This is a genomic window from Qipengyuania pacifica (assembly GCF_019857205.1).
GTDB classification, from domain to species: domain Bacteria; phylum Pseudomonadota; class Alphaproteobacteria; order Sphingomonadales; family Sphingomonadaceae; genus Qipengyuania; species Qipengyuania pacifica.
This window is the reverse complement of record NZ_JAHWXO010000001.1, coordinates 1-24,234: the sequence shown is the minus strand read 5'-3', so window position 1 is coordinate 24,234 and position 24,234 is coordinate 1. Positions and strand designations below refer to the sequence as shown.

Annotated in this window: 25 protein-coding genes; 17 read left to right on the top strand and 8 right to left on the bottom strand. The window is 62.0% G+C overall.

The genetic code is table 11. The features are described 5' to 3' along the window. The first annotated feature begins 192 nt into the window (after positions 1 to 192). The 7 genes from dksA to kynU all read left to right on the top strand — a co-directional run bounded on the left by dksA (position 193) and on the right by kynU (position 5,740). Positions 193 to 648, top strand: coding sequence for an RNA polymerase-binding protein DksA (gene dksA, locus KYK83_RS00125; protein ID WP_103022796.1), 456 nt, complete (start codon positions 193 to 195; stop codon positions 646 to 648). Between the two features lie 107 nt (positions 649 to 755). Next, positions 756 to 1,127: a PilZ domain-containing protein gene (locus tag KYK83_RS00120; RefSeq protein ID WP_222826781.1), complete on the top strand. Its 372-nt coding sequence runs from the start codon at positions 756 to 758 to the stop codon at positions 1,125 to 1,127. Between the two features lie 46 nt (positions 1,128 to 1,173). Next, a complete protein-coding gene (locus KYK83_RS00115; RefSeq protein WP_222826780.1) occupies positions 1,174 to 2,634 on the top strand; it encodes an ABC transporter substrate-binding protein in 1,461 nt (486 codons plus the stop codon). 6 nt (positions 2,635 to 2,640) lie between these two features. After that, a complete protein-coding gene (locus KYK83_RS00110) occupies positions 2,641 to 3,057 on the top strand; it encodes a DUF4112 domain-containing protein (RefSeq protein WP_196847401.1) in 417 nt (138 codons plus the stop codon). A gap of 36 nt (positions 3,058 to 3,093) precedes the next feature. Then, positions 3,094 to 3,885 carry a tryptophan 2,3-dioxygenase gene (locus tag KYK83_RS00105; protein WP_103022800.1) on the top strand — a complete coding sequence of 264 codons (792 nt, stop codon included), beginning with the start codon at positions 3,094 to 3,096 and terminating at the stop codon, positions 3,883 to 3,885. Beyond that, positions 3,882 to 4,523, top strand: a complete 642-nt coding sequence (gene kynB / locus KYK83_RS00100) for an arylformamidase (RefSeq protein ID WP_222826779.1) — start codon at positions 3,882 to 3,884, stop codon at positions 4,521 to 4,523. Before KYK83_RS00105 ends, kynB begins: the two co-directional genes overlap by 4 nt. Next, positions 4,523 to 5,740 (top strand): kynureninase, encoded by a 1,218-nt coding sequence (kynU, locus tag KYK83_RS00095; RefSeq protein WP_222827128.1) that lies wholly within the window; start codon positions 4,523 to 4,525, stop codon positions 5,738 to 5,740. The genes kynB and kynU overlap by 1 nt, the downstream gene beginning before the upstream one ends. Positions 5,741 to 5,842: 102 nt before the next feature. Here the strand turns inward: kynU and KYK83_RS00090 are convergent, their stop codons facing one another. Together KYK83_RS00090 and KYK83_RS00085 are read right to left on the bottom strand one after the other, a co-directional pair. After that, positions 5,843 to 6,115 (bottom strand): hypothetical protein, encoded by a 273-nt coding sequence (locus KYK83_RS00090; RefSeq protein ID WP_146029791.1) that lies wholly within the window; start codon positions 6,113 to 6,115, stop codon positions 5,843 to 5,845. A 254-nt stretch (positions 6,116 to 6,369) separates the two neighbouring features. Then, entirely contained in the window at positions 6,370 to 6,978 is a 609-nt protein-coding gene (locus KYK83_RS00085; protein WP_103022802.1) for an HNH endonuclease, read from the bottom strand. Positions 6,979 to 7,092: 114 nt separating this feature from the next. Between KYK83_RS00085 and gluQRS the strand changes: the two genes are divergently transcribed. From gluQRS to KYK83_RS00060, 5 genes are all read left to right on the top strand, one after another. Beyond that, positions 7,093 to 7,923, top strand: coding sequence for a tRNA glutamyl-Q(34) synthetase GluQRS (gluQRS, locus tag KYK83_RS00080; protein ID WP_222826778.1), 831 nt, complete (start codon positions 7,093 to 7,095; stop codon positions 7,921 to 7,923). 12 nt (positions 7,924 to 7,935) lie between these two features. Continuing rightward, positions 7,936 to 8,166: an HIG1 domain-containing protein gene (locus KYK83_RS00075; protein WP_103022804.1), complete on the top strand. Its 231-nt coding sequence runs from the start codon at positions 7,936 to 7,938 to the stop codon at positions 8,164 to 8,166. A 9-nt stretch (positions 8,167 to 8,175) separates the two neighbouring features. Further along, positions 8,176 to 8,754: a cob(I)yrinic acid a,c-diamide adenosyltransferase gene (locus KYK83_RS00070; RefSeq protein ID WP_222826777.1), complete on the top strand. Its 579-nt coding sequence runs from the start codon at positions 8,176 to 8,178 to the stop codon at positions 8,752 to 8,754. Between the two features lie 71 nt (positions 8,755 to 8,825). Next, positions 8,826 to 9,698, top strand: coding sequence for a 3-hydroxyacyl-CoA dehydrogenase NAD-binding domain-containing protein (locus tag KYK83_RS00065; protein ID WP_222826776.1), 873 nt, complete (start codon positions 8,826 to 8,828; stop codon positions 9,696 to 9,698). Between the two features lie 98 nt (positions 9,699 to 9,796). Continuing rightward, entirely contained in the window at positions 9,797 to 10,162 is a 366-nt protein-coding gene (locus tag KYK83_RS00060; RefSeq protein ID WP_222826775.1) for a hypothetical protein, read from the top strand. On the opposite strand, the gene KYK83_RS00055 is transcribed toward KYK83_RS00060, so the two are convergent. The 3 genes from KYK83_RS00055 to mutS are packed head-to-tail and all read right to left on the bottom strand — an operon-like array spanning position 10,159 to position 13,645. After that, entirely contained in the window at positions 10,159 to 10,569 is a 411-nt protein-coding gene (locus KYK83_RS00055) for a YidH family protein (RefSeq protein WP_103022807.1), read from the bottom strand. The two genes, KYK83_RS00060 and KYK83_RS00055, sit on opposite strands and share 4 nt — an antisense overlap. Positions 10,570 to 10,606: 37 nt before the next feature. After that, on the bottom strand, positions 10,607 to 10,996 hold the full coding sequence (locus KYK83_RS00050) for a hypothetical protein (RefSeq protein WP_222826774.1): 390 nt from the start codon (positions 10,994 to 10,996) through the stop codon (positions 10,607 to 10,609). Between the two features lie 24 nt (positions 10,997 to 11,020). Further along, the gene (gene mutS, locus KYK83_RS00045) at positions 11,021 to 13,645 is read right to left on the bottom strand and encodes a DNA mismatch repair protein MutS (RefSeq protein ID WP_222826773.1); all 2,625 of its coding nucleotides are present in this window, start codon (positions 13,643 to 13,645) and stop codon (positions 11,021 to 11,023) included. A 114-nt stretch (positions 13,646 to 13,759) separates the two neighbouring features. On the opposite strand from mutS, the gene KYK83_RS00040 reads away from it, so the two are divergent. Both KYK83_RS00040 and KYK83_RS00035 read left to right on the top strand, forming a co-directional pair. Beyond that, complete coding sequence (locus tag KYK83_RS00040) at positions 13,760 to 16,021, top strand: NADP-dependent malic enzyme (RefSeq protein WP_103023064.1); 2,262 nt, start codon at positions 13,760 to 13,762, stop codon at positions 16,019 to 16,021. Between the two features lie 4 nt (positions 16,022 to 16,025). Further along, positions 16,026 to 17,162 (top strand): aminotransferase class V-fold PLP-dependent enzyme, encoded by a 1,137-nt coding sequence (locus KYK83_RS00035; RefSeq protein ID WP_222826772.1) that lies wholly within the window; start codon positions 16,026 to 16,028, stop codon positions 17,160 to 17,162. Here KYK83_RS00035 and KYK83_RS00030 read toward each other — a convergent pair. After that, positions 17,159 to 17,830, bottom strand: a complete 672-nt coding sequence (locus KYK83_RS00030; protein ID WP_222826771.1) for an SDR family NAD(P)-dependent oxidoreductase — start codon at positions 17,828 to 17,830, stop codon at positions 17,159 to 17,161. The genes KYK83_RS00035 and KYK83_RS00030 overlap by 4 nt on opposite strands. 194 nt (positions 17,831 to 18,024) lie before the next feature. Between KYK83_RS00030 and KYK83_RS00025 the strand changes: the two genes are divergently transcribed. Next, positions 18,025 to 18,633, top strand: a complete 609-nt coding sequence (locus tag KYK83_RS00025; RefSeq protein ID WP_222826770.1) for an outer membrane protein — start codon at positions 18,025 to 18,027, stop codon at positions 18,631 to 18,633. Between the two features lie 236 nt (positions 18,634 to 18,869). Here the strand turns inward: KYK83_RS00025 and KYK83_RS17500 are convergent, their stop codons facing one another. Both KYK83_RS17500 and KYK83_RS00015 read right to left on the bottom strand, forming a co-directional pair. After that, positions 18,870 to 20,051 (bottom strand): type II toxin-antitoxin system HipA family toxin, encoded by a 1,182-nt coding sequence (locus KYK83_RS17500; RefSeq protein WP_234036549.1) that lies wholly within the window; start codon positions 20,049 to 20,051, stop codon positions 18,870 to 18,872. 75 nt (positions 20,052 to 20,126) lie between these two features. Then, positions 20,127 to 20,351, bottom strand: coding sequence for an XRE family transcriptional regulator (locus KYK83_RS00015; RefSeq protein WP_008601437.1), 225 nt, complete (start codon positions 20,349 to 20,351; stop codon positions 20,127 to 20,129). A 424-nt stretch (positions 20,352 to 20,775) separates the two neighbouring features. Here KYK83_RS00015 and KYK83_RS00010 point away from each other — a divergent pair, with 424 nt between their 5' ends. Next, positions 20,776 to 21,687 (top strand): DUF7146 domain-containing protein, encoded by a 912-nt coding sequence (locus KYK83_RS00010; protein WP_346729408.1) that lies wholly within the window; start codon positions 20,776 to 20,778, stop codon positions 21,685 to 21,687. A 75-nt stretch (positions 21,688 to 21,762) separates the two neighbouring features. Continuing rightward, positions 21,763 to 24,234 (top strand): strawberry notch family protein (locus tag KYK83_RS00005; RefSeq protein ID WP_222826768.1); only part of this gene is annotated, 2,472 nt, incomplete at its 3' end.

Genomic DNA, 24,234 nt, shown 5'->3' with positions numbered 1-24,234 from the left:
GCCGACCAAACGATTTCAGCGCCTTCCGGGACCATGGCGGGCAAATCAACGGCTCGTCGGATTGCTGCTTGTGCGCCTCGGGAGGCTTGCCTATAGGCGCGCCCATCGGGTCATCGGGGTGCCGGAAAAAATTCGGGTCCGCGGGACGGTGGTGACCGGCACGATCGAATTTGCAGGATGAGAGGGTCCTCAATGGCCTCTATGGCAAGCGACAATGAGAAACTGGCCAGAGCACGCGCTGCGGTCGGTGCTGATTACGTCCCCGACGACAGCGAAGAATATATGAACGAGCGGCAGCAGGAATACTTCCGCATGCTTCTGCTCGACTGGAAGAAATCGATCCACGACGCTGCCGGCCAGACGCTTCAGTCTCTTCAGGACGGGCCCATGCGCGAACCCGATCTCAACGACCGCGCGTCGTCCGAAACCGATTGGGGAATCGAACTGCGCACGCGCGATCGCCAGCGTAAACTGATCTCCAAGATCGACGCCGCTCTGCGCCGTATCGATCAGGGGGAATATGGCTGGTGCGAAGTTTCCGGGGACCCGATCGGGCTAAAACGCCTCATCGCCCGCCCGGTCGCCACAATGACAGTGGAAGCGCAGGAAGCGCACGAGCGAAAAGAGAAGATTTCGCGCGACGACTGACCGCCCGCTTTCCAAATTCTTAACGTCTGGGCCTTAGCGTCATTCGCCTGGCGGACCGGTTTCTGTCCGCTCTCGCGAAGACGAACACAAAGGGTACCAAGCACGCCATGTCCTCGCTCGATACACGCGATGTTGCGCGCGACAGCCTGTTTCTATTTGCGGAACTTACGCTGGACGGCCAGCCGGACGCCGTGCGGGTGAAGGTGCGCAACCTTTCCGCTGGCGGGATGATGGCGGATGCAGGCGGGCTGGAGATGTCCCGCGGCGATCGCGTTTCAGTGGAGCTACGCGCGGTGGGTAGCGTGAAGGGCAGCGTTGCCTGGGTGCAGGGCGCGCGGATAGGGATCGCTTTCGACTGCACAATCGATCCGAAGGAAGTTCGCGGACCGGCCGCCGCAGACGCGGCCCCCCGGCGCTATGCCCGCTCGGTGACTTCGGCTCCTCTTTACAGCAGCGACCACCCGGTTCGAAGTATCTGACAAATGGCTTGCTGACGCCACGCACATGCGCTGCTAACCGTCAGCCATGCGTCTTTCCTTTCTCGCTTTTTTCTTCGTCCTGTTGGCTGCGTGTGGCTCGGCAACTGACGATGGCGTGGTCGAAGTCGCCTTTATTGCAGACCCTGGCGAACTGGATGCCGACGGGGTCAGGCTCGACCCTGCCGGACAACACGTTCGTGCCGCGATTTCGATGGGCCTGGTCCGGATCGATCCGCGCGGCGAGGTGGTTCCCGGCGTGGCCGAGCGCTGGATCGTTACCGATGACGGTGCCAGCTATATTTTCCGGATCAACGAATTCGACCTGCGCGATGGGACACCGCTGACCGCGCAGGCAGTGCGCAATGCGCTCCAGCAACGGTTGCGCCAATTGCGCGGCACATCCCTTGGCCTCGATCTGGCGAAGGTGCGGGATATTCGCGCCATGACCGGGCGGGTCGTCGAAATCCGCCTAACCAGCCCGATGCCCGACTTTCTGCGCCTGCTGGCTCAGCCTGAACTTGGGATCGACATCGGCGATCAGAGCGCCGCCCTGATGGCGCGCGGCGTGGGTGATGATGGAGTGATGCTGGCACCGCTGCCGCCGCAGTTGCGCGGCTTGCCTGAACAGCCGGGATGGGAAGATACGGTGGGCGAAGTGCGCATTCGTGCAGTCAATGCCGAGCAGGCGACCGAAGGATTCTCTCAGGGCGATTTCGATGCCGTGCTCGGTGGGCGGCTGGCTAATCTCCCGCTGGCCAGCACGGGGCCGCTGTCGCGCGGCAATGTGCGTCTCGACGCGGCAATCGGCCTGTTCGGTCTCGATGTTCTGAAGCCCGCCGGTTTCCTCGGTGTCACGGCCAACCGCGAAGCGCTTGCGATGGCGCTGGACCGGCAGGGACTGATGCAGCCGTTCAATATCGGCGGCTGGTTCCCTTCAACCCGGATCGTTCCGGTCGAACTGTCCAGTTCGGGCGGCCTGCCGGTGGAACGCTGGGTCATCCAGTCGATCGAAGAACGCCGGAGCGAAGCCCGTCAGCGGGTGGCTCAATGGCGAGCTGCCAGCGGGCAGGAACCGAGAGTGCGCATCTATCTGCCACCGGGGCCCGGCTCGGACCTCCTGTTCGATGGTCTGGCAGAGGATTTCGCCGCTATCGGCGTGTCAACCACGCGCAGCGAGACCGTGGGCAAGGCCGATCTCGCATTGCGCGACCGGGTGGCGCGCTATCCCTCTCCGCGCTGGTTCCTCAACCAGTTCAACTGCACGATCGACAAAACGCAATGTAGCGAAGACGCGGATTATCTCGTGTCTCTCGCGCTCGATGCGCGCGATCCTGCGGAAGAAGCATCCTATCTGCTGGAGGCGGAAAATACGCTTCTCGCGGCGAATCTTTACATTCCGATTGGCGCGCCGATCCGCTGGTCGATGGTTCGCGCCGGGTTGGAGGGGTTCAGCGAGAACCCGTGGAACGTGCATCCCTTGTTCCCGCTGTCCCGCGCTCCCATCTAGGGTTTGATGGACAATCAGGATCCGCCGCGCCCCATGGGGTTTGAATTGCCGATCGGCAGCGACCCCGTGTCGATCCGCAAACGGATCGAGGCGATGGAGCATCTCCTCGAACGCAGCCTGGTCATTCCCGGGACGAAGTTTCCCATCGGGCTCGATGCGATCATCGGTCTCGTGCCGATCATTGGCGATCTTGTGGCGGCTGCCATGGGCGCCTATATCGTGTGGGAAGCCAAGAACCTCGGTCTGCCGAAATGGAAACTGTGGCGCATGGCCGGCAACATAGCGATCGACGGCGCTATCGGTGCGGTTCCGCTCGTCGGCGATGCCTTCGACGTGGTCTATCGATCGAACACGAAGAACCTGCGCATCGTGCGCAAGCATCTCGACAAGCATCACCCGCACACCATGGTGATCGACCAGTAGTTTCGCTGGCGGCGATTGCGCGCTAGGGCTGCGCGCATGGCATCCGACGTCACCTATTCCGGCTATCTCGATCTCGACCGCATCCTGTCGGCGCAGCACCCTGCGTCCGATGCGCATGACGAGATGCTGTTCATCATCGTCCACCAGGCGAGCGAGCTGTGGCTCAAGCTGTGCCTGCACGAACTGTTCGAAGCGCGGATGTGCATCCAGGAAGACCGGCTGCGCCCGTCGTTCAAGATGCTCGCCCGGGTGGCGCGCGCCCAGGGGCAGCTGATCCAGAGCTGGGACGTGCTCAGCACCATGACCCCGCACGATTATTCCACCATCCGCCCGCATCTTGGCGGGTCGAGCGGCTTCCAGAGCGCGCAGTACCGGATGATGGAATTCCTGCTCGGCGGGCGCAATCCCGACATGGTCACCATGCACGAGGCGACGCCCGAGGTGGCGCGCGAACTGCGCGAGGAACTCGACCGCAAGTCGATCTACGCCGAAGTCATCGCGCTGCTGGCGCGGCGCGGGTTCGACATTCCCGACGAAATCCTCGCGCGCGATCACGGCAGCCCGTGGGAACATTCGCCCGCGGTCGAGGCCGCCTGGGCGCAGATCTACCGCGACCCGAAGGAATATTGGGACCTCTACGAACTCGCCGAAAAGCTGGTCGATCTGGAATATCATTTCCAGCGCTGGCGCTTCGGCCATCTCAAGACGGTCGAACGGATCATCGGCTTCAAGAAGGGCACCGGCGGAACGCCCGGCGTGCCCTATCTCGCCAACGTGTTGAAAGCGGCTTTCTTCCCCGAACTCCTGAGCGTGCGGACCGCGATATGAGCAGCTGGAAAAGCACCCGCCGGATCTGGGACATCTCGCAGACCCTGCGCCCGGACCTGCCCGTCTGGCCGGGCGATACAAGGTTCGGGTTCGAGCGGACATGGCGGATGGACGAAGGCTCGCCCGTCAATGTCGGCCGGATGACGATGAGCACGCATTCGGGCACCCATGCCGATGCACCGCTGCATTACGCGCAAGGCGCGCTGGATGCCGCCAGCATGGAAATCGACCCCTATATCGGCACCTGCCTGGTGCTGGACGCGCGCGGCGTGAACGGCGCGATCGACATTGCCGACCTGCCGCATATCGACAGCGCCGACCGCGTCCTGTTCCGCACCTGGGACAGTTTCCCGCACGACGAATGGCGCAGCGACTGGCTGCCGATCGCAGCCGAGACAATCGATTGGCTGGCGCTGCAGGGGGTCAAGCTGATCGGCACCGATGCACCCAGCGTCGATCCGCAGGAGAGCAAGACGATGGACGCGCATCACGCAGTGCTGAAACACGACATGCGCATTCTCGAAGGGCTGGTGCTCGATGACGTGGACGAGGGGCGCTACGAACTTGTCGCCCTGCCGCTCAAGGTTGGCGGCGGCGATGCAGGCCTGTGCCGCGCGATCCTGAGGGAACTGGCATGATGCTGGAACGCGCCCGCTTCCTCGACGCCGGCGATCCGCTGCGCGGATTTCGCGACCGGTTCATGCTGCCGGATGGCGTCATCTATCTCGACGGCAATTCGCTCGGCTGCCTGCCGAAAGCGACGCCCGCACGGCTGGAAGGGGTCGTGCGCGAAGAATGGGGCCGCGATCTCATCCGCAGCTGGAACACCGCCGGCTGGATCGATCTGCCGGCGCGTTTGGGGGCGAAGATCGCGCCGCTGATCGGCGCCCGTCCGCACGAGGTGATCGCCTGCGATTCCACCAGCGTGAACCTGTTCAAGCTGATCTCCGCCGCGCTGGCCATGCAGCCCGGGCGCAAGGTGGTGCTGAGCGAACCCGGCAATTTCCCCACCGATCTCTACATGATCGACGGGCTGGAACGGCAGGGTCTGGCCGAGCGCCGTCTGGCAGAGCGCGGCCGGCTGATCGAGGCGCTGGACGACAGCGTTGCCCTGCTGATGCTCACCCATACGCATTACAAGACGGGCGAGACGTTCGACATGGCCGAACTGACCCGCGCGGCGCATGATGCCGGCGCGCTGGTGCTGTGGGACCTGTCGCATTCGGGCGGCGCGCTGCCGGTCGATCTCGACGGGTGCGCGGCGGATTTCGCGGTCGGTTGCGGCTACAAATACTTCAACGGCGGCCCGGGCGCCCCGGCTTACGCTTTCGTGGCGGAAAAGCACCTGGAAGCGGCACGTCAGCCCCTGACCGGCTGGATGGGGCACGCCGCGCCCTTCGCCTTCAGCGACGATTACGAGGCAGCGCCCGGCGTCGAGAAACTGCTGTGCGGCACGCCGCCGATCCTCGGGCTTGCCGCGCTGGAGGTGGGCGTCGATCTCATCGCCGAAATCGGCATCGATCGCCTCTATGCCAAGTCGCAGGCGCTGTCCGAGTTCTTCCGCCAGTGCCTGTCCGAAAGGGGCGTGGCGATCGATCTCGTCAGTCCGACCGATCCGGCGCGGCGCGGAAGCCAGCTGTCCTTCCGCCATCAGGACGCCTACGCCATCTGCCAGGCGCTGATCGCCCGAGGTGTCATCGGCGACTTCCGCGACCCCGATATCCTGCGCTTCGGCTTTGCGCCCGCCTATCTGCGGTTCGAGGACATGGCCGAAGCCGCGCGGCATCTGGCCGAGGTGCTGGAAACCGGCGAATGGCAGCGCGGCGAATTTCAGGAACGGGCGGCGGTTACCTGATTTACGGCCTTGTGACCCCGTGAGGCCCAATTTCTCGCGTTGCTCCTGGCCGTTTACCCATACCTCTAACAGCCGTGTTTCTTGTAGAGCACGTGGGTCGGATCAATCCTTCTTTGGACTCCGAAACTCCTGCGCGGTGAGAACAGAGCCTACCATCAAGCCGGCAATCAGGACCGCCGCGCCGATCTTGGACGCTAGCTCGGATGGCAACAGCGACGCGTTTATCGCCATGGCGATCGCCGTCGCGCCCACAACCGCCAAGACCAGCACCATTCCATGAGGAATGCGAAGAAAGCTCAGCATCAAGCGCCGGAAAATCAATGCCAGTAAGAAGACGATAATTGCTGCGGGAATTATCCAGATCAATATGGTCATAGGCCTCACCTTGCCGCGGTTCGATGAGTAACAGGACAATGACGGTCCAGATAGGATGGTACGCAGTTCTTTAGAACGGTTACCTCATGCTCTGTCCTACACCGTGATATTGATGCATTGGCAAACGATGCGTTACACCTTGCCCTTTTCACTACTGGCTAAAGATAGGGCTTACTGCCTTTCTGCTTTTTATCGCTTGGACAGTGTAACACGCGGTCCATGTCTCGCGCTTCGCGCTTGCAAAGCTGAATGGATCAAGCCTCTAGTTCGATGTCCCAGTAGAGCCAATCGCGCCAAGTTTCGTGGAGGTAGTTGGGCGGAAACATCTTGCCGTGCTGCTGCAACTGCCAGTGGGTCGGCCGGATCGGCTGGCTGTAGAGCTGCATGCCGGCCTGCTTGGGCGTACGGCCGCCCTTCTTCATGTTGCAGGGCGCGCAGGCGGTGGCGATGTTTTCCCACGTGGTCTTGCCGCCCAACCGGCGGGGAACGACGTGATCGAAGGTGAGATTGTGCATGTCGCCGCAGAACTGGCAGCTGAACCGGTCGCGCAGGAACAGGTTAAACCGGGTGAAGGCGGGAAACTCGCTCGGCTTAACATATTGCTTGAGCGCTATCACGCTCGGGATCTTCATGTCGAGGGAGGGGGAGTGCACCTCGCGCTCGTAGGTGGCGATCACGTCGACCCGGTCGAGAAAGATGGCCTTGATCGCGGTCTGCCATGGCCACAGGCTCAGCGGATAATAAGACAGCGGCGTGTAGTCGGCATTGAGAACCAGGCTGGGACACGACTGCAGATTGCGAGTCGGATCCTCGGCGGTACTTCGGAACCTTGCGGCCCGTTCCAGCAGTTCGGCCTTGAACACCAGTGCGTTCCTCCCCGATAGCAGTGAAAATGCACTTGCAAGGAAAAGCGTCAAGCCTGTTACACACATGCTATCCACAAGCTTGCCCAGTGAAAGAGCATCTTTTTCGCCACTATGACCGTCACTCGCTTTGCCCCCAGCCCTAACGGGCCGCTCCATCTCGGCCATGCGTTCTCGGCTATCGTGGCCCATGATCTGGCGCGTGAGGAACGCGGGCGCTTCCTGCTGCGGATCGAAGATATCGACGGGCCGCGCTCGCGCCCTGAACTGACTGACGAATTTCGTCGCGATCTCGAGTGGCTGGGACTGGAATGGGAAGAAGTGCCCGCGCAGTCGACCCGGCTGACGACATACGACGCGGCGGCACGCAACCTGCTCGACCGCGGTTTGCTTTATCCCTGCACCTGCACGCGCGCCGACATAGAGGCGTTGAAACCGCGTCTGGGATCGCACGGCGCCATCTACCCCGGAACGTGCAAGGGCAGCGTGGTCGACCTTGGCAAGCCTGCTGCGCTGCGGCTCGACATCGACCGGGCGATGGCGGAAAGCGGGCATCTTTTCTGGGAGGATGCGCTGGCCGGGCAGCAGGTCGCAGACCCCCGCGGGGGTGGGGACGTCGTCATCGTGCGAAAAGATTCACCCGCAAGCTATCACCTGGCCGCGACCTTGGACGATGCGGCTGACGGAGTCACGCTGGTGACGCGGGGTGCGGATCTGTTCGACGCAACGCATATTCATCGCCTTCTGCAAGACTTACTCGGCCTGCCGGTGCCCCTTTGGTATCACCACGGTCTGCTGACCGATGAAAGCGGACAGAAGCTCGCCAAGCGGCGCGGATCGCCGTCCTTGGCGGACCGGCGTAGAAGTGGGGAGAACGGGCAGGCGCTGGCCGACGCGCTGCGTTCCGGCGAATTCCCCGCTGGCATTACGCTGGCGAACTCCTAGATAGAGGCAGTTATGACAACCTTCCTCACCATTCTGCTCGTCATTCTCATGGTTCTCGTGGTCGCAAGCCTTGTGCGCGGCGTCGTGGCTTTTCTGAAAAGCACGAAGATCGATCTCGAAAGCGGCGAGCAGACCGATGCTACCGAAATGCAATTGCTGCAGAACAAGATGATGTTCGCGCGCATCAAGTATCAGGCATTGGCGATCGTGGTCGTGGCGGTCATCCTAGCGATCGCCAGCTGACCCAGAAGCGTGGTCAAGCTCAACAAGATCTACACCCGCACCGGCGATGACGGGACCACCGGTCTCGTCGACGGATCGCGCCTGCCCAAGCACGATGCACGCATGGCGGCGATCGGCGCGGTGGACGAAGCCAACAGCGCGCTGGGACTGGCAGCCGTGGTGCTGGCGGACGGTGAGTATGCCGAACCGCTGTACCGGATCCAGAACGATCTGTTCGATCTCGGTGCCGATCTCGCCACGCCGGCTAAAGACGAAGACGATTTTTCCCCGTCGGAAATGGTCCTGCGGGTCGTGGAGGCGCAGGTCGTGTGGTTGGAACAGGCGATCGACGCCGCGAACACCCGCCTCGAACCGCTGACCAGCTTCGTGCTTCCGGGCGGGACCGAGGCTGCCGCACGCCTGCATGTGGCCCGCGGCGCGGTTCGCCATGCGGAACGCGCAATGACCGCAATGGCGTCGCACGTACCCACCAATCCGCAGGCGCTGGCCTATATCAACCGGCTGTCGGACTATCTCTTCGTCCTTGCCCGCGTAGCAAACGACGACGGGCGCGGCGACGTGAAGTGGATTCCCGGCGCCAACCGCTAAGCCGGCGCTAGCCAGCGCCGCGCCCCTTCGCTAGTGCACGCGTTTTGCTGCACATGCGAAGGGAAGTTTCGATGGACAAGACGGTCGCTATCATCGGTGCGGGCCAGATGGGCTCCGGCATCGCGCAGACCGTGGCTGCGCACGGCATGGATGTTCTGCTGGCGGATGTCAGCCTCGACGTTGCCGAAAAGGCGCATGCCGGGATCGACAAGGCGTTCGGCAAGCTGGTCGGCAAGGGCAAGATCGAAATCGCCGATGCCGAAGCGGCGATGAAACGCATCACGCCGATTGCCGATTATTCGCGCATGAAGGATGCCGGTCTCATCATCGAGGCGGCGACCGAAAAGGAGGCGATCAAGCAGGCGATCTTCGAAAAGGCCGGGGAATTCCTTTCGCCCGACGCGATCATGGCCTCGAACACCAGTTCGATACCGATCACCCGCATGGCCAATTACGCGCCCGATCCGGCGCGTTTCATCGGGCTGCATTTCTTCAACCCGGTTCCGGTGATGAAGCTGATCGAGGTCATTCCGGGCCTCGCCACCGACCAGACGACGACCGAACGCACCACTGCCTTTGCGCAAAGCCTGGGCAAGGAAGTAGTCCTGTCGCAGGACGAACCCGGCTTCGTCGTGAACCGGATCCTGCTGCCGATGATCAACGAGGCAATTTTCGTGCTCGGCCAGTCGACCGCCGACATCGAGGATATCGACAAGGGTTGTCGCCTGGGTCTCAACCATCCGATGGGGCCGCTGCAGCTGGCCGATTTCGTCGGGCTGGATACCTGCCTCGACATTATCATGGTGCTTTACAAGACCACCCGCGACGCCAAATACCGGCCCGCCCCGCTGCTGGTGAAATATGTCGAAGCCGGGTGGCTCGGCCGCAAGACCGGGCGCGGTTTCTACGATTATTCGGGCGAGGAGCCCGTGCCGACGCGCTAGGGTCAAGGCCGGAAGGGCAGAGTGGCGCTGCGCATTCTGTGTTTATGGAACCTGCGGGCCCGCCCACCGGTTGATCGGACAAAGGAGACTTTCCGATCATGACCGATACTACCAAGACAAATACGCCTGTGGGCGAAAGCCAGGAAGCCCGTCAGGCTGGCCTCGCGCCGGAAACCCATAACGACGAGCAGGACGATCACCGCAACCAAGCGCAGGAAGTCGCCGAAGAAGCGCGAGAGACGACCCGGCAAACCGGCTCCCCGACCGAAAGCCGCAAGAGCGACAACAAGAGCGGCCTAATGAACGATTCGACGCAGGATACCGTCGATCACATGCGCGACATGGAAAGTTCGGGCCGGATCGACATGGGTGCCTTTCGCGGCGAGGACAATCACGATGATAATGAGGATAAATACGGCAAGTCGGCCAAGGTCGATCCCGACCTTCCTTCAGACGGCAGCTAGTCCGTTATAGTGCCGTTATTCAGGATCCATAGTCCTGCGGTCAGCAAGATGGATCCGGCAGCAACCGAATAAGCAAGCACGCGGAAGTTCGGGGTGGAGATCGCCTCGAACTTGTGCGTGTCGAGCCGCTCAAGCGTACGGCAGGCGCGCTTTTGTGCGGTAATAGCGAGCCAGCCTCCCGCCAGAATGAATACGGTCGCTATTGCCTTGGCGAGCCACGGTGGGTCGAAGGCGCCGAACACGGCCTTGAATCCCAGCCCGATCCCGATTGCTGCGAAGGCGGTCCGCATCCATCCTGCAAACGTCCGCTCCATAGCCATGATGTTGCGATCTTCGGCAAGGTCGGTGCGCAATTCTGCCCACTCAGTCGATTTGTCGGGGTCCTCGGGTGGATCGTCCTGCGCCATGCGGAATTAATGGGCGGGCGTCTGCACGGTTCCGTGCCTATTCGATCACCGCGGTGTCAGGGCTGTTCATTGTCGGCCCCGAAGGAGCAGTTGGAGGGCCAACCAACACCATGGGTTTGGCATCATTGATCAGATGGCTATCGTCTACAGGCGTTGGGACCAAAGGCTGCGGGACGGCCGCACCACTATCGGCCGATTGCGAATACCAGGATGACAAAGCCGGATCCTCGCGCCGCGCTGGGGGTGGCGGGCTGTTGGTCTGTGCGACTGCTAGTTCGTCTGCGGCGACGACAGGGTTATCTGCGTCGGCCAGACCACCGATTACACCCGGATCGTCTTCACCGCCCACAAGGATGAGCACGAGCACCAGAAACAGCCCGATAACGATGAGCTTCTTGCCCTGACCGGCGATTACATGTCCTGCCATGATGGCCGACATAGCCCAGACCCGTTAAGCCTTGGTTTCCTCGGCTACCGCTTTCAACTCGTACAGTTTATCCAGCGCGTCGCGCGGCGAGAGCGCATCGATATCGAGCGCGTGCAGCGCATCGCGCAGCGCGTCGCGGTCCTTTTCTTCCGCCTGCGCGCTGGCGGCAAACAGAGGTAATTCACCAAGCCCCGCAACAAGACCACCAGTCTTTTCACGCCCCTTTTCCAGCTTGTCGAGCACGGCCTTTGCGCGCTTGATGACCGGCGGCGGGACACCGGCCAGCTTGGCCACCGAAAGGCCATAGCTGCGGTCGGCTGCCCCCTTGGCCAATTCGTGAAGCAGGACGAGGTCGCCCTTCCATTCCCGTGCGCGAACATGATGCAAGCTCAGCGCATCGCAGGTATCGGCAAGACGGCTGAGCTCGTGATAATGTGTCGCAAACAGGCAGCGGCACTGCAGGTTCGCATGCACCGCCTCTACCACCGCCCAGGCTAGGGCCATCCCGTCGTAAGTGCTGGTCCCGCGCCCCACTTCGTCGAGGATGACGAAGCTCTTCTCCGTCGCCTGACTGAGGATAGCCGCCGTTTCCACCATTTCGACCATGAACGTAGACCGGCCCCGCGCAAGATTGTCGCTCGCTCCGACGCGGCTGAACAGCCTGTCGGCCAATCCAATCCGGGCCGATGCCGCTGGCACGAAACTACCCGCCTGCGCCAGCAGCATGATGATCGCATTCTGGCGCAGGAAAGTGGATTTACCGCCCATGTTCGGACCGCCGATCAGCCACAATCTGTCGTCCGGACCCAGTGTGCAGTCGTTGGCCACAAAGCGTTCGCCCGTCTTGGCCAGCGCCTGTTCGACCACTGGATGCCGTCCGCCGTTAATTTCGAGGCAGGGCTCGTCAAGCATTTCGGGCCGTGCCCAATCGCCTTCGACCGCGCGTTCGGCCAGGGCGGAGCAGACATCGATGCGTGCCAGAGCCGCTGCGGTAGCCGCGATAGCTTCGCGAGCGGCGACCACTTCGCCGACCAGTTCTTCGAAATGGCCATCTTCTGCCGCGAGCGCATGGGCGCCTGCTTCGGCGATGCGGGTCGCTTCTTCGTGGAGGCCGAGCGAGTTGAAACGGACCGCACCGGCCATGGTCTGGCGATGGGTAAATCCGCTTTCCGCCGCCATCAGCTTGTCACCGTGTTTTGCGGGGACTTCGATGAAATAGCCAAGCACCTTGTTATGCTTGACCTTGAGCGATGCCGTGTCCGTTTCCTCGCGATATTTCGCTTCGAGAGCGGCGATGGCCTTGCGCGCATTGCCGCTGGTTTCGCGCAATGCATCCAGAGAATGGTCGTAGCCGCTGGCGATGAAGCCGCCCTGGCCGCGTTCCGTCGGAGGCGAGGGCACCAGCGCCCGCGCCAAGTGATCGACCAAAGCAGCGTGGCCGCCCAGTGCGTGGATCATCTGGCCGAGCAGGGGCGGCAGGTCGATGCCGGATTCCAGAATGTCTCTTATGCGCCGTGCTTCGGAAAGTCCGTCGCGGATCTGCCCAAGATCGCGCGGACTGCCGCGCCCGGCGACGAGCCGCCCGAGTGCGCGACCGATATCGGGCGCCTGCCGCAATATGGCGCGAAGGTCGGCGCGCAGCAGGGGATCTGCGTGAAAATAATGGACACCGGCCAGCCGCTGTTCAATCGCGTTGCGGTCAGCCAGCGGCGCCGAAAGATCCTCCGCCATCTGCCGGGCTCCAGCCCCGGTCGCACAGCGATCGACGCAGGCGATCAGGCTGCCGACACGACCTCCGCCCTGCGCCTCCAGAATTTCGAGACTCATGCGGGTTGCGGCATCCATGGCCAGATGCGCACCGCTCCCCCGCGCGACTGGTGGAAGCAGGAACGGCAGCGTCCCGCGCCCGGCATGATCGAGATAGGCAATGAGCCCCGCTGCTGCTGCCAGCATCGGTCGGGTAAAACTGCCCAGTCCATCGAGCGTGGCGATACTGTGAATGTCCTTGAGCCGGGCTTCACCCGCTTCGCTGCGAAAGTCCGCGCGGGGGCGGGCGATGATGTCCGGGAATGCCTCGTCCCAATCGTCGGGAGCCACGACCTCGCTGGCGCCGAGCCGCGCCAGCGCCGCGTCGAGCGCGTCTGCCGTACATTCCTCCAACTCCATCCGCCCGGTAGAGATGTCGCAGGAGGCCAGACCTACCCCATCACGAACCGGAGCGATCGCCACCAGCAGATTGGCGCGTCGCGGTTCCAGCAGCGCTTCTTCGGTCAATGTACCGGCGGTTACCAAACGCACGATATCGCGCGCGACCAGCGCCTTCGATACGGGCGATCCTTCGCGCTTCGCCCGTTCCCTCGCTTCGTCGGGCGTCTCCGTCTGCTCGGCAATGGCGACACGGCAGCCGCCCTTGATCAGCCGGGCAAGATAACCTTCCGCGGAATGGACCGGAACGCCGCACATCGGAACCGGCTGGCCGCCGTGTTCGCCGCGCGTGGTCAATGCGATGTCCAGCACTCTCGATGCCACTCGTGCATCGTCGAAGAAGAGTTCGAAGAAATCGCCCATCCGGTAGAACAGGAGCGCGTCTCCGGCTTCCTGCTTGAGGGCCAGGTATTGCTGCATCATCGGGGTGGGCGTGTCGGCCATGCGGCGGGCCTAGCGAGGGTGGCCGTGATTCGGGAGTCGGCGATGCGGCCTTTCCCCTATGACTTCTTGGCGCAAGCGGTTAGGGGCAGCACCGCGCAAGACAAGGGAACGCCGATGGCCGACGAAAAATCCGCATTCACCACACGCGAAGCTCTGTTCTACCACGAGACAATTCGTCCGGGTAAGATCGAGATCGTCGCCAGCAAGCCCATGGCAAGCCAGCGTGATCTCAGCCTCGCTTATTCGCCCGGTGTGGCGGCTCCGGTGGAAGCGATTGCGGCCAATCCCAAGGATGCGGCTCGCTATACGGCCCGTTCGAACCTTGTTGCCGTTATTTCGAACGGCACGGCGATCCTGGGCCTCGGCAATCTCGGTGCGTTGGCCTCGAAGCCGGTGATGGAAGGCAAGGCGGTGCTGTTCAAACGCTTTGCCGACGTGGATTCGATCGACATCGAACTCGATACCGAAGATCCCGACAAGTTTATCGAGGCGGTCGCCCTGATGGAACCGACCTTCGGCGGCATCAATCTCGAAGACATCGCCGCGCCCGAATGCTTTATTATCGAGCAGGCGTTGCGCGAACGCATGAATATCCCTGTCATGCATGACGACCAGCACGGCACCGCGATCATCGCTGCCGCGGGCCTGATCAACGCCTGCCACCTGACCGGGCGGGAAATGAAAGACTGCAAGATGGTCGTCAACGGGGCAGGGGCCAGCGCGCTCGCCTGTACCGCTTTGATCAAGGCCATGGGGGTCCGGCATGAAAACGTCATCGTCTGTGATCGTGCCGGGCCGATCACTCCGGGACGTGACAATGTCGACCAGTGGAAGAGCGCCCATGCGGTGGAGACATCGGCAACCAATCTCGAAGAAGCGCTGGAAGGTGCGGACATCTTCCTTGGCCTGTCCGGTGCAGGGGCGCTGAAGCCGGAATGGGTGGAGAAAATGGCCGACAGGCCGATCATCTTCGCGATGGCCAATCCCATCCCGGAAATCATGCCGGAAGATGCCAAGGCCGTGCGCCCTGATGCGATCATCGCCACCGGGCGCAGCGACTACCCCAATCAGGTCAACAATGTGCTTGGCTTCCCCTTCATTTTCCGCGGTGCGCTGGATGTTCAGGCCACGGCGATCAACGAAGAGATGAAGATCGCTGCGGCCCGTGCCATCGCCGAACTTGCGCGTGAGCGCGTTCCGGACGAGGTCGCCGCGGCATATGGCGTCAGTCACCAGTTCGGTGAGGAATATATCATCCCGGCGCCGTTCGACCCGCGGTTGATGGAAGTCGTATCCAGCGCGGTTGCCAAGGCCGCGATGGAGAGCGGTGTTGCGCAGGCCCCGATCGAGGACTTCGACGCTTATCGCTTTGCGCTCAAGGTACGCTTGAACCCGACTACTGCCGCACTCACCAATATTTACGAGCAAGCCAAGGCCAACCCGAAGCGGATGGTTTTTGCCGAAGCGGAAGAGGATGTCGCGCTGCGCGCCGCCATCCAGTACCGCGAATTCGGATATGGTGAACCGATTCTGGTCGGTCGGACCGAGAAGGTGCGCGAAAAGCTGGTCGAACTGGCCGTCGACGACCCGGACGACTGGGTCATCGAGAATTCCGCCGTGTCGGACAAGGTACCGGGCATGGTCGAATATCTCTACAAGCGGTTGCAGCGGCGTGGCTACACCGAGCGCGACGTGGCGCGCATGGTCAATCAAGAGCGTAACGTCTTCGCCGCATTGCTGGTGGCATTGGGACATGGCGATGCGATGATCACCGGCCTGACGCGTACCTTCAGCCAGACCGCGCGTGAAATCGGCCGGGTGCTGGATGAAAAGCCTGGCGCGGTGCCGTTCGGCATCCACATGATGATCGGCAAGAACCACACCACCTTCCTTGCCGACACGACAATAAATGAACGTCCGACCGCCGAACAACTTGCGCACATCGCCCGTGAAACGGCAGCCGTGGCGCGACGTATGGGCCATGAACCGCGGGTTGCGTTCATGTCGTATTCGACTTTCGGCAATCCCTCGGGGCAGTGGCTCAACAATATCCGCGAAGCCGTTGCCCTGCTCGACGCGGACGAGTCGGTCGCGTTCGAATATGAAGGTGAAATGGCGCCGGATGCCGCTCTCAACCCGAAGGTCATGTCGCTCTATCCGTTCAGTCGCCTGTCGGGGCCTGCCAATGTACTGATCATGCCGGGCCTCCAATCGGCCAACCTCTCCGCCAAGCTGCTTCGTGAACTGGGCGGAGAAACGACCGTCGGCCCGATGATGATCGGTATGGAGAAGCCGGTTCAGATCGCACCGATGACAGCTATCGCCCCCGACGTGCTGACGCTGGCAGTGCTTGCCAGCGCGGGAGTGCTGGGCTGATCGTATGATCGCATCGCAGCGCGACCGGTTCGCCATCCCCGAAGGCGTGCACTATTTGAACTGTGCCTACATGGCGCCGTTATCGCGCAGCGTCAGCGATGCGATGGTCCAAGGTTCGCGGTTGAAGGAACAGCCGTGGAATTTCCGTCCGGCCGATTTCTTCTCGGTGGCAGAAGATTTTCGCAGTCGCGCGGCCCGGCTTGCCGGAGTGGAGGCGGACAGTATCGCGATCGTCCCGTCCGTCAGCTACGCGCTTGCAGTTGCGGCCAGGAATCTACCCGTGGCTCGCGGGCAGAAGATCGTGACTCTGGCCGACCAGTTCCCGTCCAATGTCTATGGCTGGCGCGAACTGGCACAGGAACGCGGCGGGGAAATTGTGGCGGTTCGGAGACCCCGGAAGGACTGCTGGACCGAAGCCGTGATGGACGCGATCGGCCCCGATACCGCCATCGTAGCCTTGCCGAACAACCACTGGGCCGATGGCCGCGTGGTCGATCTGGTCGCAGTTGGCGCCAAGTGTCGCGAGATGGGCGCGGCTCTGGTGCTGGACCTGACCCAGTCGCTGGGCGCCATGCCGATAGATTTTGCCGCAGTGCAGCCGGACTTCGCCGTCGCTGCCTGCTACAAATGGCTCATGGGGCCTTACGGTATCGGCATGATGTATGTGGCGCCCAAACATCATGGCGGAAATCCGATCGAACATAATTGGATCAATCGCGCAGGATCGGAAGATTTCTCTAGGCTGGTTGATTACCGTGATGATTTCCAGCCTGGCGCGCGGCGTTTTGACGTTGGCGAAAAATCGAACCCGCCCCTGCTCATGGGGGCAAGCGCCGCACTCGATTTCCTGCTCGAATTCGGTGTCGCAAGGATCGCCGAAACACTAGGCGCGGCGACGCAATCGATTGCTGGCGCTGCAGGCGAACTCGGCCTCTCTGCTGCGCCCATCGGTATTCGCGCCCCCCATTTCCTTGCGCTGGAATTCCCGGACAAAGTGCCGGACGGGCTTACCGACAGGCTGGCCGCTGCCCAAGTGCATGTATCGCTACGCGGATCCTCACTCCGCGTTACGCCGCACGTGTACAACACGATCGAGGATGCGACCGCTCTAATTACAACCTTGCGGGAGTGCCTCGGCTAGAACGCCAGCTCCTTCCCACTGTAATCGACGAACCTGAACCCGCCCTCGCCGGATTTTTCGATAACGTCTGCAAGGCCGTTCACGCTTTCTTCGATGGTCAGCGCGGCGTTCGACCCACCCATGTCGGTCTGCACCCAGCCTGGATGAAGCGCCAGAACCTCGATTTCGCGTGGGCTGGCATCTTGTTCTGAAATGCCTTTGGCGAGCATGTTCAGGGCCGTCTTGCTGGTGCGATAGAGTTCATAGCCTCCCGAACTGTCGCTGATCGATCCCATCAACGAGGACATCACGCCCAGCGTGCCGCCATCCTTTATGGCAGGCAGCAGAGATTTCGCCGCGCGCGCCGGGCCAAAGGCATTGGTCATCATCACGTGCGACACTTCATCAGCGGTCGCCTTCGATGCATCCTGATGGCTCGCTCCGGTAATTCCGGCATTGATGATCAGGGCATCGAGCTGACCATCTTCGAAGCCGAGATCGACATAACTGTCAGGCTCGGTCACGTCGGCAGTCACAATGCGTAGTGCATCGCATTCCAGTGCGTGGAGATCGGCGCTCTCGGATCGTTCGCTTGCAACCACGTCCCAGCCTCGGTCGAGGAATGTCTTTACCAGTCCCAGTCCGATGCCGCGTGAAGCGCCGAGGATGAAGATCGATTTATCTGCCATTGGAATTTCCTTGCTCTGCTCCATTCAAAGCGCCGAAAGCGGCAACGCGTTCCGTGGATCATGCATGGGCATTGGTCGATCAATGCCGTCATCCGTCGTCCGGGCACCTCGCATCATCCGCCGGTTCATCCATGCGCAAGCGGGGGGTGGGCAGGGGCCCGCCGTGCAGAAAACCGCACGCGAAAGGAATAGTGATGAAAAAGACAATCGCAGGGCTCGTAATTGCAACCGGTATGGTCGCCACTCCGGCGATGGCGCAGGGCCAGAATGTTGCACCGGGCGGCTTTTACGTCGGCGCTCTCGCCGGTTATGAAGGGCTGGATGTGGAGTCGGACGATGGCAGCGTTTCCGCCGACGCGGATTCCGCAGTTTACGGCATTACCGCCGGTTACGATCTGTCGCTCGGCAGCGCGTTCGTGGGTGTCGAGGGTGAATTGTCCAAGAGCGGTGGAACCACGGAGTTTCCCGGCAGCTTCGGTGCAGCACGCGAAGGCCTGGATGCAGGCGGCCAGTACTATATCGGTGCGCGTGCCGGTTTCGCAGTAACGCCGGGCATCGCGGCCTACGGCAAGATCGGGTATACCTCTCTCGATACCCGCTCGTTCACGCAGAGCGGATCTCTGTCCGACCTCGATGACAATACGGACGGTCTGCGGTTCGGCGGCGGCCTCCAGGTGCAGTTGCCCGGACCTCTGGAGGGACGGCTCGAATATCGCCGGTCCAACTACAAGGGTATCGCCGGCACCGAAATCGGCGATGTCTCGACCGATCAGGTCGTGGCCGGGGTCGGCCTGCGCTTCTGACGCCGGGCTCGCAGAGCAGACAGTGGGGCCGCTCGGGATGACCGGGCGGCCCCTTCTGTTATTTACGCCTGAACCTGAAGTACCAGACCTTAGTGGTCATACTATGATAATACACTGAAATATAATCATTAATTAGCATTTTTTGATGCCCATAATCTCGGCTAGCAATCACCGGGTAATCACCACGTCAAATTTGGCAAGCACGCGCCCCCATGAACGGATTTCTGCGATTGCGATCATGATGCAGGCGCTGCCAATCGGAAGCAGGTTGCGAAACGCTTGCGGTCAGCCGCGCTTATCCCAGCCTCTGTGAATAGCTGTTCCCACCGTGTCGCTACAGTTCTGCTCATGTTTTCGGCGATTGCTTTCGCGTCATCATGGCCGAGGTCGAAGACCGCGGCACCGGCGAGAGCATTTTCGATCGTTGCATTGCGGCCTTCCGGCCCCACGCCGAGGACGAGCCGTCGCTCCAGTCCCAGCTGCGGTTTCGGCACTACATCGTAAAGCGGCGATAGCCGCCAACCCTCACCATCGAACAGGAAGCCATGATTACGTAGGTGATCATCATCATTCGTGACGAGGATATTGAGCAGCATTCGACGAAATAGCTCGTGTAGATCCTGGCGCACTTCGGTTCCGAATTGCCGGATCGCTCCTGCGAGATCCGCATAGCTGAAGCTGCTGACCTCGCTCTCATGCGCCCCGAGCATTGTGAGCCCCGAAGCAAAGGGCCTGCGTTCCAGCCAGTTGCCGTGAGGAATCCGATCGAACCGCTCGATCAGATAGATGTCGCGATCAAGGACACAGCGGAAGTCGAGTGGCGGAACGTCGAGACCACATTCGCTGGCAAGCCGCATTGTCGCTAGTTCGACTCTGCATTCGGGAAAGCTGTCTCCCCGCTTCTGGAATTTCGCGATCCAGGGTTGGTCGCCGATTTTTGTAGCAGCCTTCGGCCGGGCGCCGCCCAGAGATGATCCGGCTGCCAGCAAGGCTCTCAAGTTCTCGTCGAGTTTGTCGACATGCTGCGCGCGTTCGGCGGCTTCCGCTAGCTCTACGAGCGTGAACTCTTCGCCCGGAGCAGGGCCACCCCCCCATGGCGTAATTCTCTCCGGCTGCGCGGATGTCGGCCCGAAGGCGATCGCCCCTACACGATGTTCGCCCGAGGCCAGAATGAGATCGATTTCGCTCGGCAAGCGATCGCCCATCGCTTTGTACATCAGGTATTGGCCCCAGCCATCGGGAGCAGCATCCCGAATGCCACCGAACACGGCAAAGCCTTCTTCCGTCCTGAACGTTCGAGAAGTTCCAGCTTCGTGCAACGGTAGAGCTACAGGATCGACCGGAATACGATCGGCACGTTCAAGATAGCGCCGCCCGTAGGCGAAGGTAGCAAACTGGTTGCGCGGTTCGTCGGTCATCGTGAGAAGACCTGCCGGAACAGGCCCCTCCTCAAGATGCACGAAGACATAGGTGCGGATGGTCGTCACGGCTTGCTAGAAGTCCAGATCATCGTCGCTGACAGCGTGGGTCTTTTGGGGCAGGCGGGACAGATCCTCGCTGATTCCGGCGCGGTCACTGTCTGGGGTTACCAACTCAGCAAGGCGCTGGGTCATCCCAAGGACATGCAAGGCGCTCGCCAGAACCGCGAGGCCTACGGTTGGATCTCCCGCTTCGAGGCGTTGCAGCGTTTGAACCGAGACGATCATGCGCTCGGCCATCAAACGCTGAGGGAGTTTTCTCCGGCGGCGCGCCAGTGCGATATCCTTGCCCAGCCGTGCGACTGCACGTTGGCTCTGGGGCGGTAGTCCGCTAGCAGCACGAGACGAACGGGGCATGGCTCGATATATGACATATCATGCGAAATTCCGCAAATAGAAATGATATGTCATGTTTTTACGCTCATTCGCTTGAAGCAGATTTATCGAAGGAAGATACTTCAACGCCCCTGTGCAAGGAATCAATGGCGCTAGTGAGAAGCCACTGTGACAAAGGGGTAACTTCGCGTCCGAGCGGCGATGGCGAAGCGACGCTCAAACAGACGGGCTTCACAGTGTAGAAGTGAATCCCCTCAAACCTGTTCTCGCAATGCAGAAGGGCTGGAGGGGAGGAGGGCCTTCGTGAGTGAGCCGAAAGGATCGCGATGTGCAATACCCCAATCGATATTCGACCCAGAACAGCTCTTTAGAAGCAACCGCCCGCCGCATCTGCGAATCGCGAGGGGGCAAATGGTCCGGCACAAAGGGCATGGCCTGTTGCCCCGCGCATGATGACCGCACGCCGTCACTCGGTGTGACGCTCGGCCAAAAGGCCATCCTCTTCCACTGTTTCGCGGGATGCGATCAGCAGAGCGTACTGGCTGCTCTGGCGCGTGAAGGTTTTGAGGCACCGGCGCTTTTTTCAGGTTCTGAGACCACCAACGAACCCGTACCGGCCAGCACCCGCAAACCCTCGGCGGCAGCGCTGAGGATCTGGCGCGATACACAGCCACTGCGTGCCAGTCCGGCAAAGGCTTATCTGGAGAGCCGCGGCATCCTCGCCGCATCTCCGGCTCTTCGCTTCCATCCAAGAACGCCGCTGGGTCCGAAGGAACGCGCCCGCTTTTTGCCGGCCATGATTGCGGCGGTCAGCCTCGACAAGGGGCCGATCGCCATCCATCGCACGTTCCTTTCGGGCAATACCAAGGCCGCTTTCGACAAGCCGAAACGCGCGCTTGGCGCGCTCGGTGAATCTGCTGTCCGCCTCTTCGCTCCGGCCTCCGGCAAGCTCGGCCTTGCCGAGGGGGTCGAGAGCGCGATGTCGGCTTATGCTCTCACCGGCATTCCCGTCTGGGCGACCCTGGGCAATGAGCGCTTCGGTCTCGTCAGCGTGCCTGAGAGCGTGACCGAGCTTCACCTTTTCGTCGATCACGATGCGGGCGGCGAGCTGGCTGCGTCGCGTGGCCTGGCCGCTTATGCCCGCGATGGACGGACGATCCACGTTCGCAAACCATCCTCACGCGACACCGACTGGAACGATGAACTTACATCATGGCTGCGCCGCAAAGCGGCGCGGTAGAGGAGAGAGGGCTTCTCGAATTCCTGATCCGGCAGAGGGCGTGTCCCGATGCCTTCATCAGGAGGACGAATTGCCATGTTTCAATCAGACCTGTTTCCCCCCGGCGAGCAACTGTCGTCAGTGCCCCTGGCATACGCAGTCGGCGCCAGGATTGCCGAGCTTCTTGCTTCCAGACGTCATCTTACCCGTGCCGACATTTCCGGCCTATTTGCCGAAGAGACCGGCGTCATGGACTGGGGAAGTGCCTGGACCATCGATGATTACAACAACGCGGTCGAGATCGGCGCACTGCTCTGGCTTCGTGAAGCTTCGCGCATCGATCTGGCGACCAACGTTCATGAAGCCGAAGCGCGTTTCGACTGGCTCGAAGCAGCCTTGCCGCCCCGGCACGTTCGCAGCGAAGCACAGGTCGAGCTCCAGCAGTTCTCGACCCCGCCAATGCTGGCCTGGCTGATGGCAGGGGCCGCAGCTGTCTGCGCGCAAGACACGCTCCTCGAACCGTCCGCAGGCAATGGCGCCCTTGCTCTTCGGGGCAGCGTCCAGAACGCCTCGCTCTTCCTCAACGAGATCGATCCGGCAAGACGAGGCGGTCTGGTCCACGTCTTCCCCACGGCCACGATCACTGCACATGACGGGGAACTGATCGCTGACCTGCATTGCGGCGCGCTCCCGTCGGTTGTGCTGATGAACCCGCCGTTCGCTCGCAGCCAGGAACGCGGCAAGGATGGTGAGACGGCGCAGCGCCACCTTCGCAGTGCAATCCGCGCCGCTGCCGCTGGTGCGAGGATTGTCGCCATCATGCCTGACGGCTTCGATGCTTCCACTTTCGCCAAGGCACGGGACGAAGTGTCGCTGCTCCTTGATGTTCGCTTGCAGCAGATGTTTCGCCGGACAGGGACGGGGATCGCCGTTCGCCTGGTTGTGTTCGACAAGACGCCGACTGCGTCCTCGCCTGCGATCACCGGAGATACTGCCGACCTCATCTCGCTCCACGAGCTTATCACTGCGCTTCCGCCACGCGTACAGACCTCCGCCAACATCCATCGCCTGCCGCTCGGCAAGCCAGTGCGCCTCGTTGGCAATAGCTCAGCGGATCGCGCGCCGGTTCGGCCGGTGGCGCCGTTCGCCGCGACACCAGCAGCCACGGCGAATGCGATCGACCTTGCCTATTCGGTCCTCGCCGACCCTGCGCCTGTGCCCGAACAGGCAGGCATCTACCTGCCTTACCGCCCGAGCCGCATCGCGTTCGAGGATGCGCCGGTTCATCCCACCCCGCTCGTGGAATCGGTCGCCATGGGTTCGGTCGCAGCACCCCGGCCGGACGTCACACCGCGCCTTCCCGCTTGCTGGCAGGCCAATGGCCTCTTGTCCGAAGCGCAATGCGAGACACTGGTCTACGCTGCCCAGGCATTTGAGCGCGATCTTCCGGGCGAGTTCAAGGTCAGCCAGGAAGGCACCGCACTGGAACTGTCCGAAGATGGTCGCGAATACCGCCAAGGCTTCTTCCTTGGCGACGGAACCGGAGCGGGCAAGGGACGGCAGATCGCCGCGGTCATCATGGACCGCTGGCTCGCAGGCGAACGCCGCCATGTCTGGATCACCAAGAACGAGGCGCTGCTCGAAGATGCACGCCGCGACTGGGAAGCGCTTGGCGGGCTACCGCTCGATGTCCAGCCGCTCTCGCGCTGGAAACTTGGACACCCTGTCACGATGTCCGAAGGCATCCTCTTCGTCACCTACCCGACGCTGCGCTCGGGGCGCGCCGAGGATACGCGGCTCGACCAGATCCTTGCCTGGGCGGGCGAGGGTTTCGATGGCGTGATCGCTTTCGACGAAGCCCACGCCATGGCCAATGCGCTCGGCGGCTCTTCAACCCGCAGCAAGGTCAAGGGCTCCGAACAGGGGATAGTGGGCCTCCGGCTGCAGAACCATCTCCCGCGCGCCCGCGTACTCTACGCGTCTGCCACAGGTGCCTCGGAAATCGCCAACCTCGGTTACACTTCCCGGCTTGGCCTGTGGGGACCCGAGACCGCTTTCCCGACCCACGAGGCGTTCATGACCGAAATCCGCGCGGGCGGCGTTGCGGCAATGGAGCTCGTTGCCCGTGACCTCAAGGCCCAGGGCCTCTATCTCGCCCGCGCGCTGTCCTTCGCCGGGGTAGAGTACGAAATCCTCGAACACAGCCTGACCGAAGCGCAGGTACGGATCTACGATGCCTATGCCGATGCCTGGGCGATCATTCACCGCAACCTCGAAGCTGCGCTCGAAGCGACCCGCGTGGTCGATGAGGACAGCGGCGATACGCTCAATCGCAATGCCAAGGCCGCGGCGCTGTCGATTTTCGAAGGCACCAAGCAGCGTTTCTTTGCCCAGCTCCTGCTTTCGATGAAATTGCCGAGCCTGATCCCCGCGATGGAAGTAGCGCTTGGCGAAGACCATTCGATTGTCGTGCAGCTGGTCTCGACCGCCGAGGCCATGCTCGACCGGCGCCTTGCCGACCTTACCGTGAAAGAACGCGAAGCTCTCGATATCGATCTGTCCCCGCGT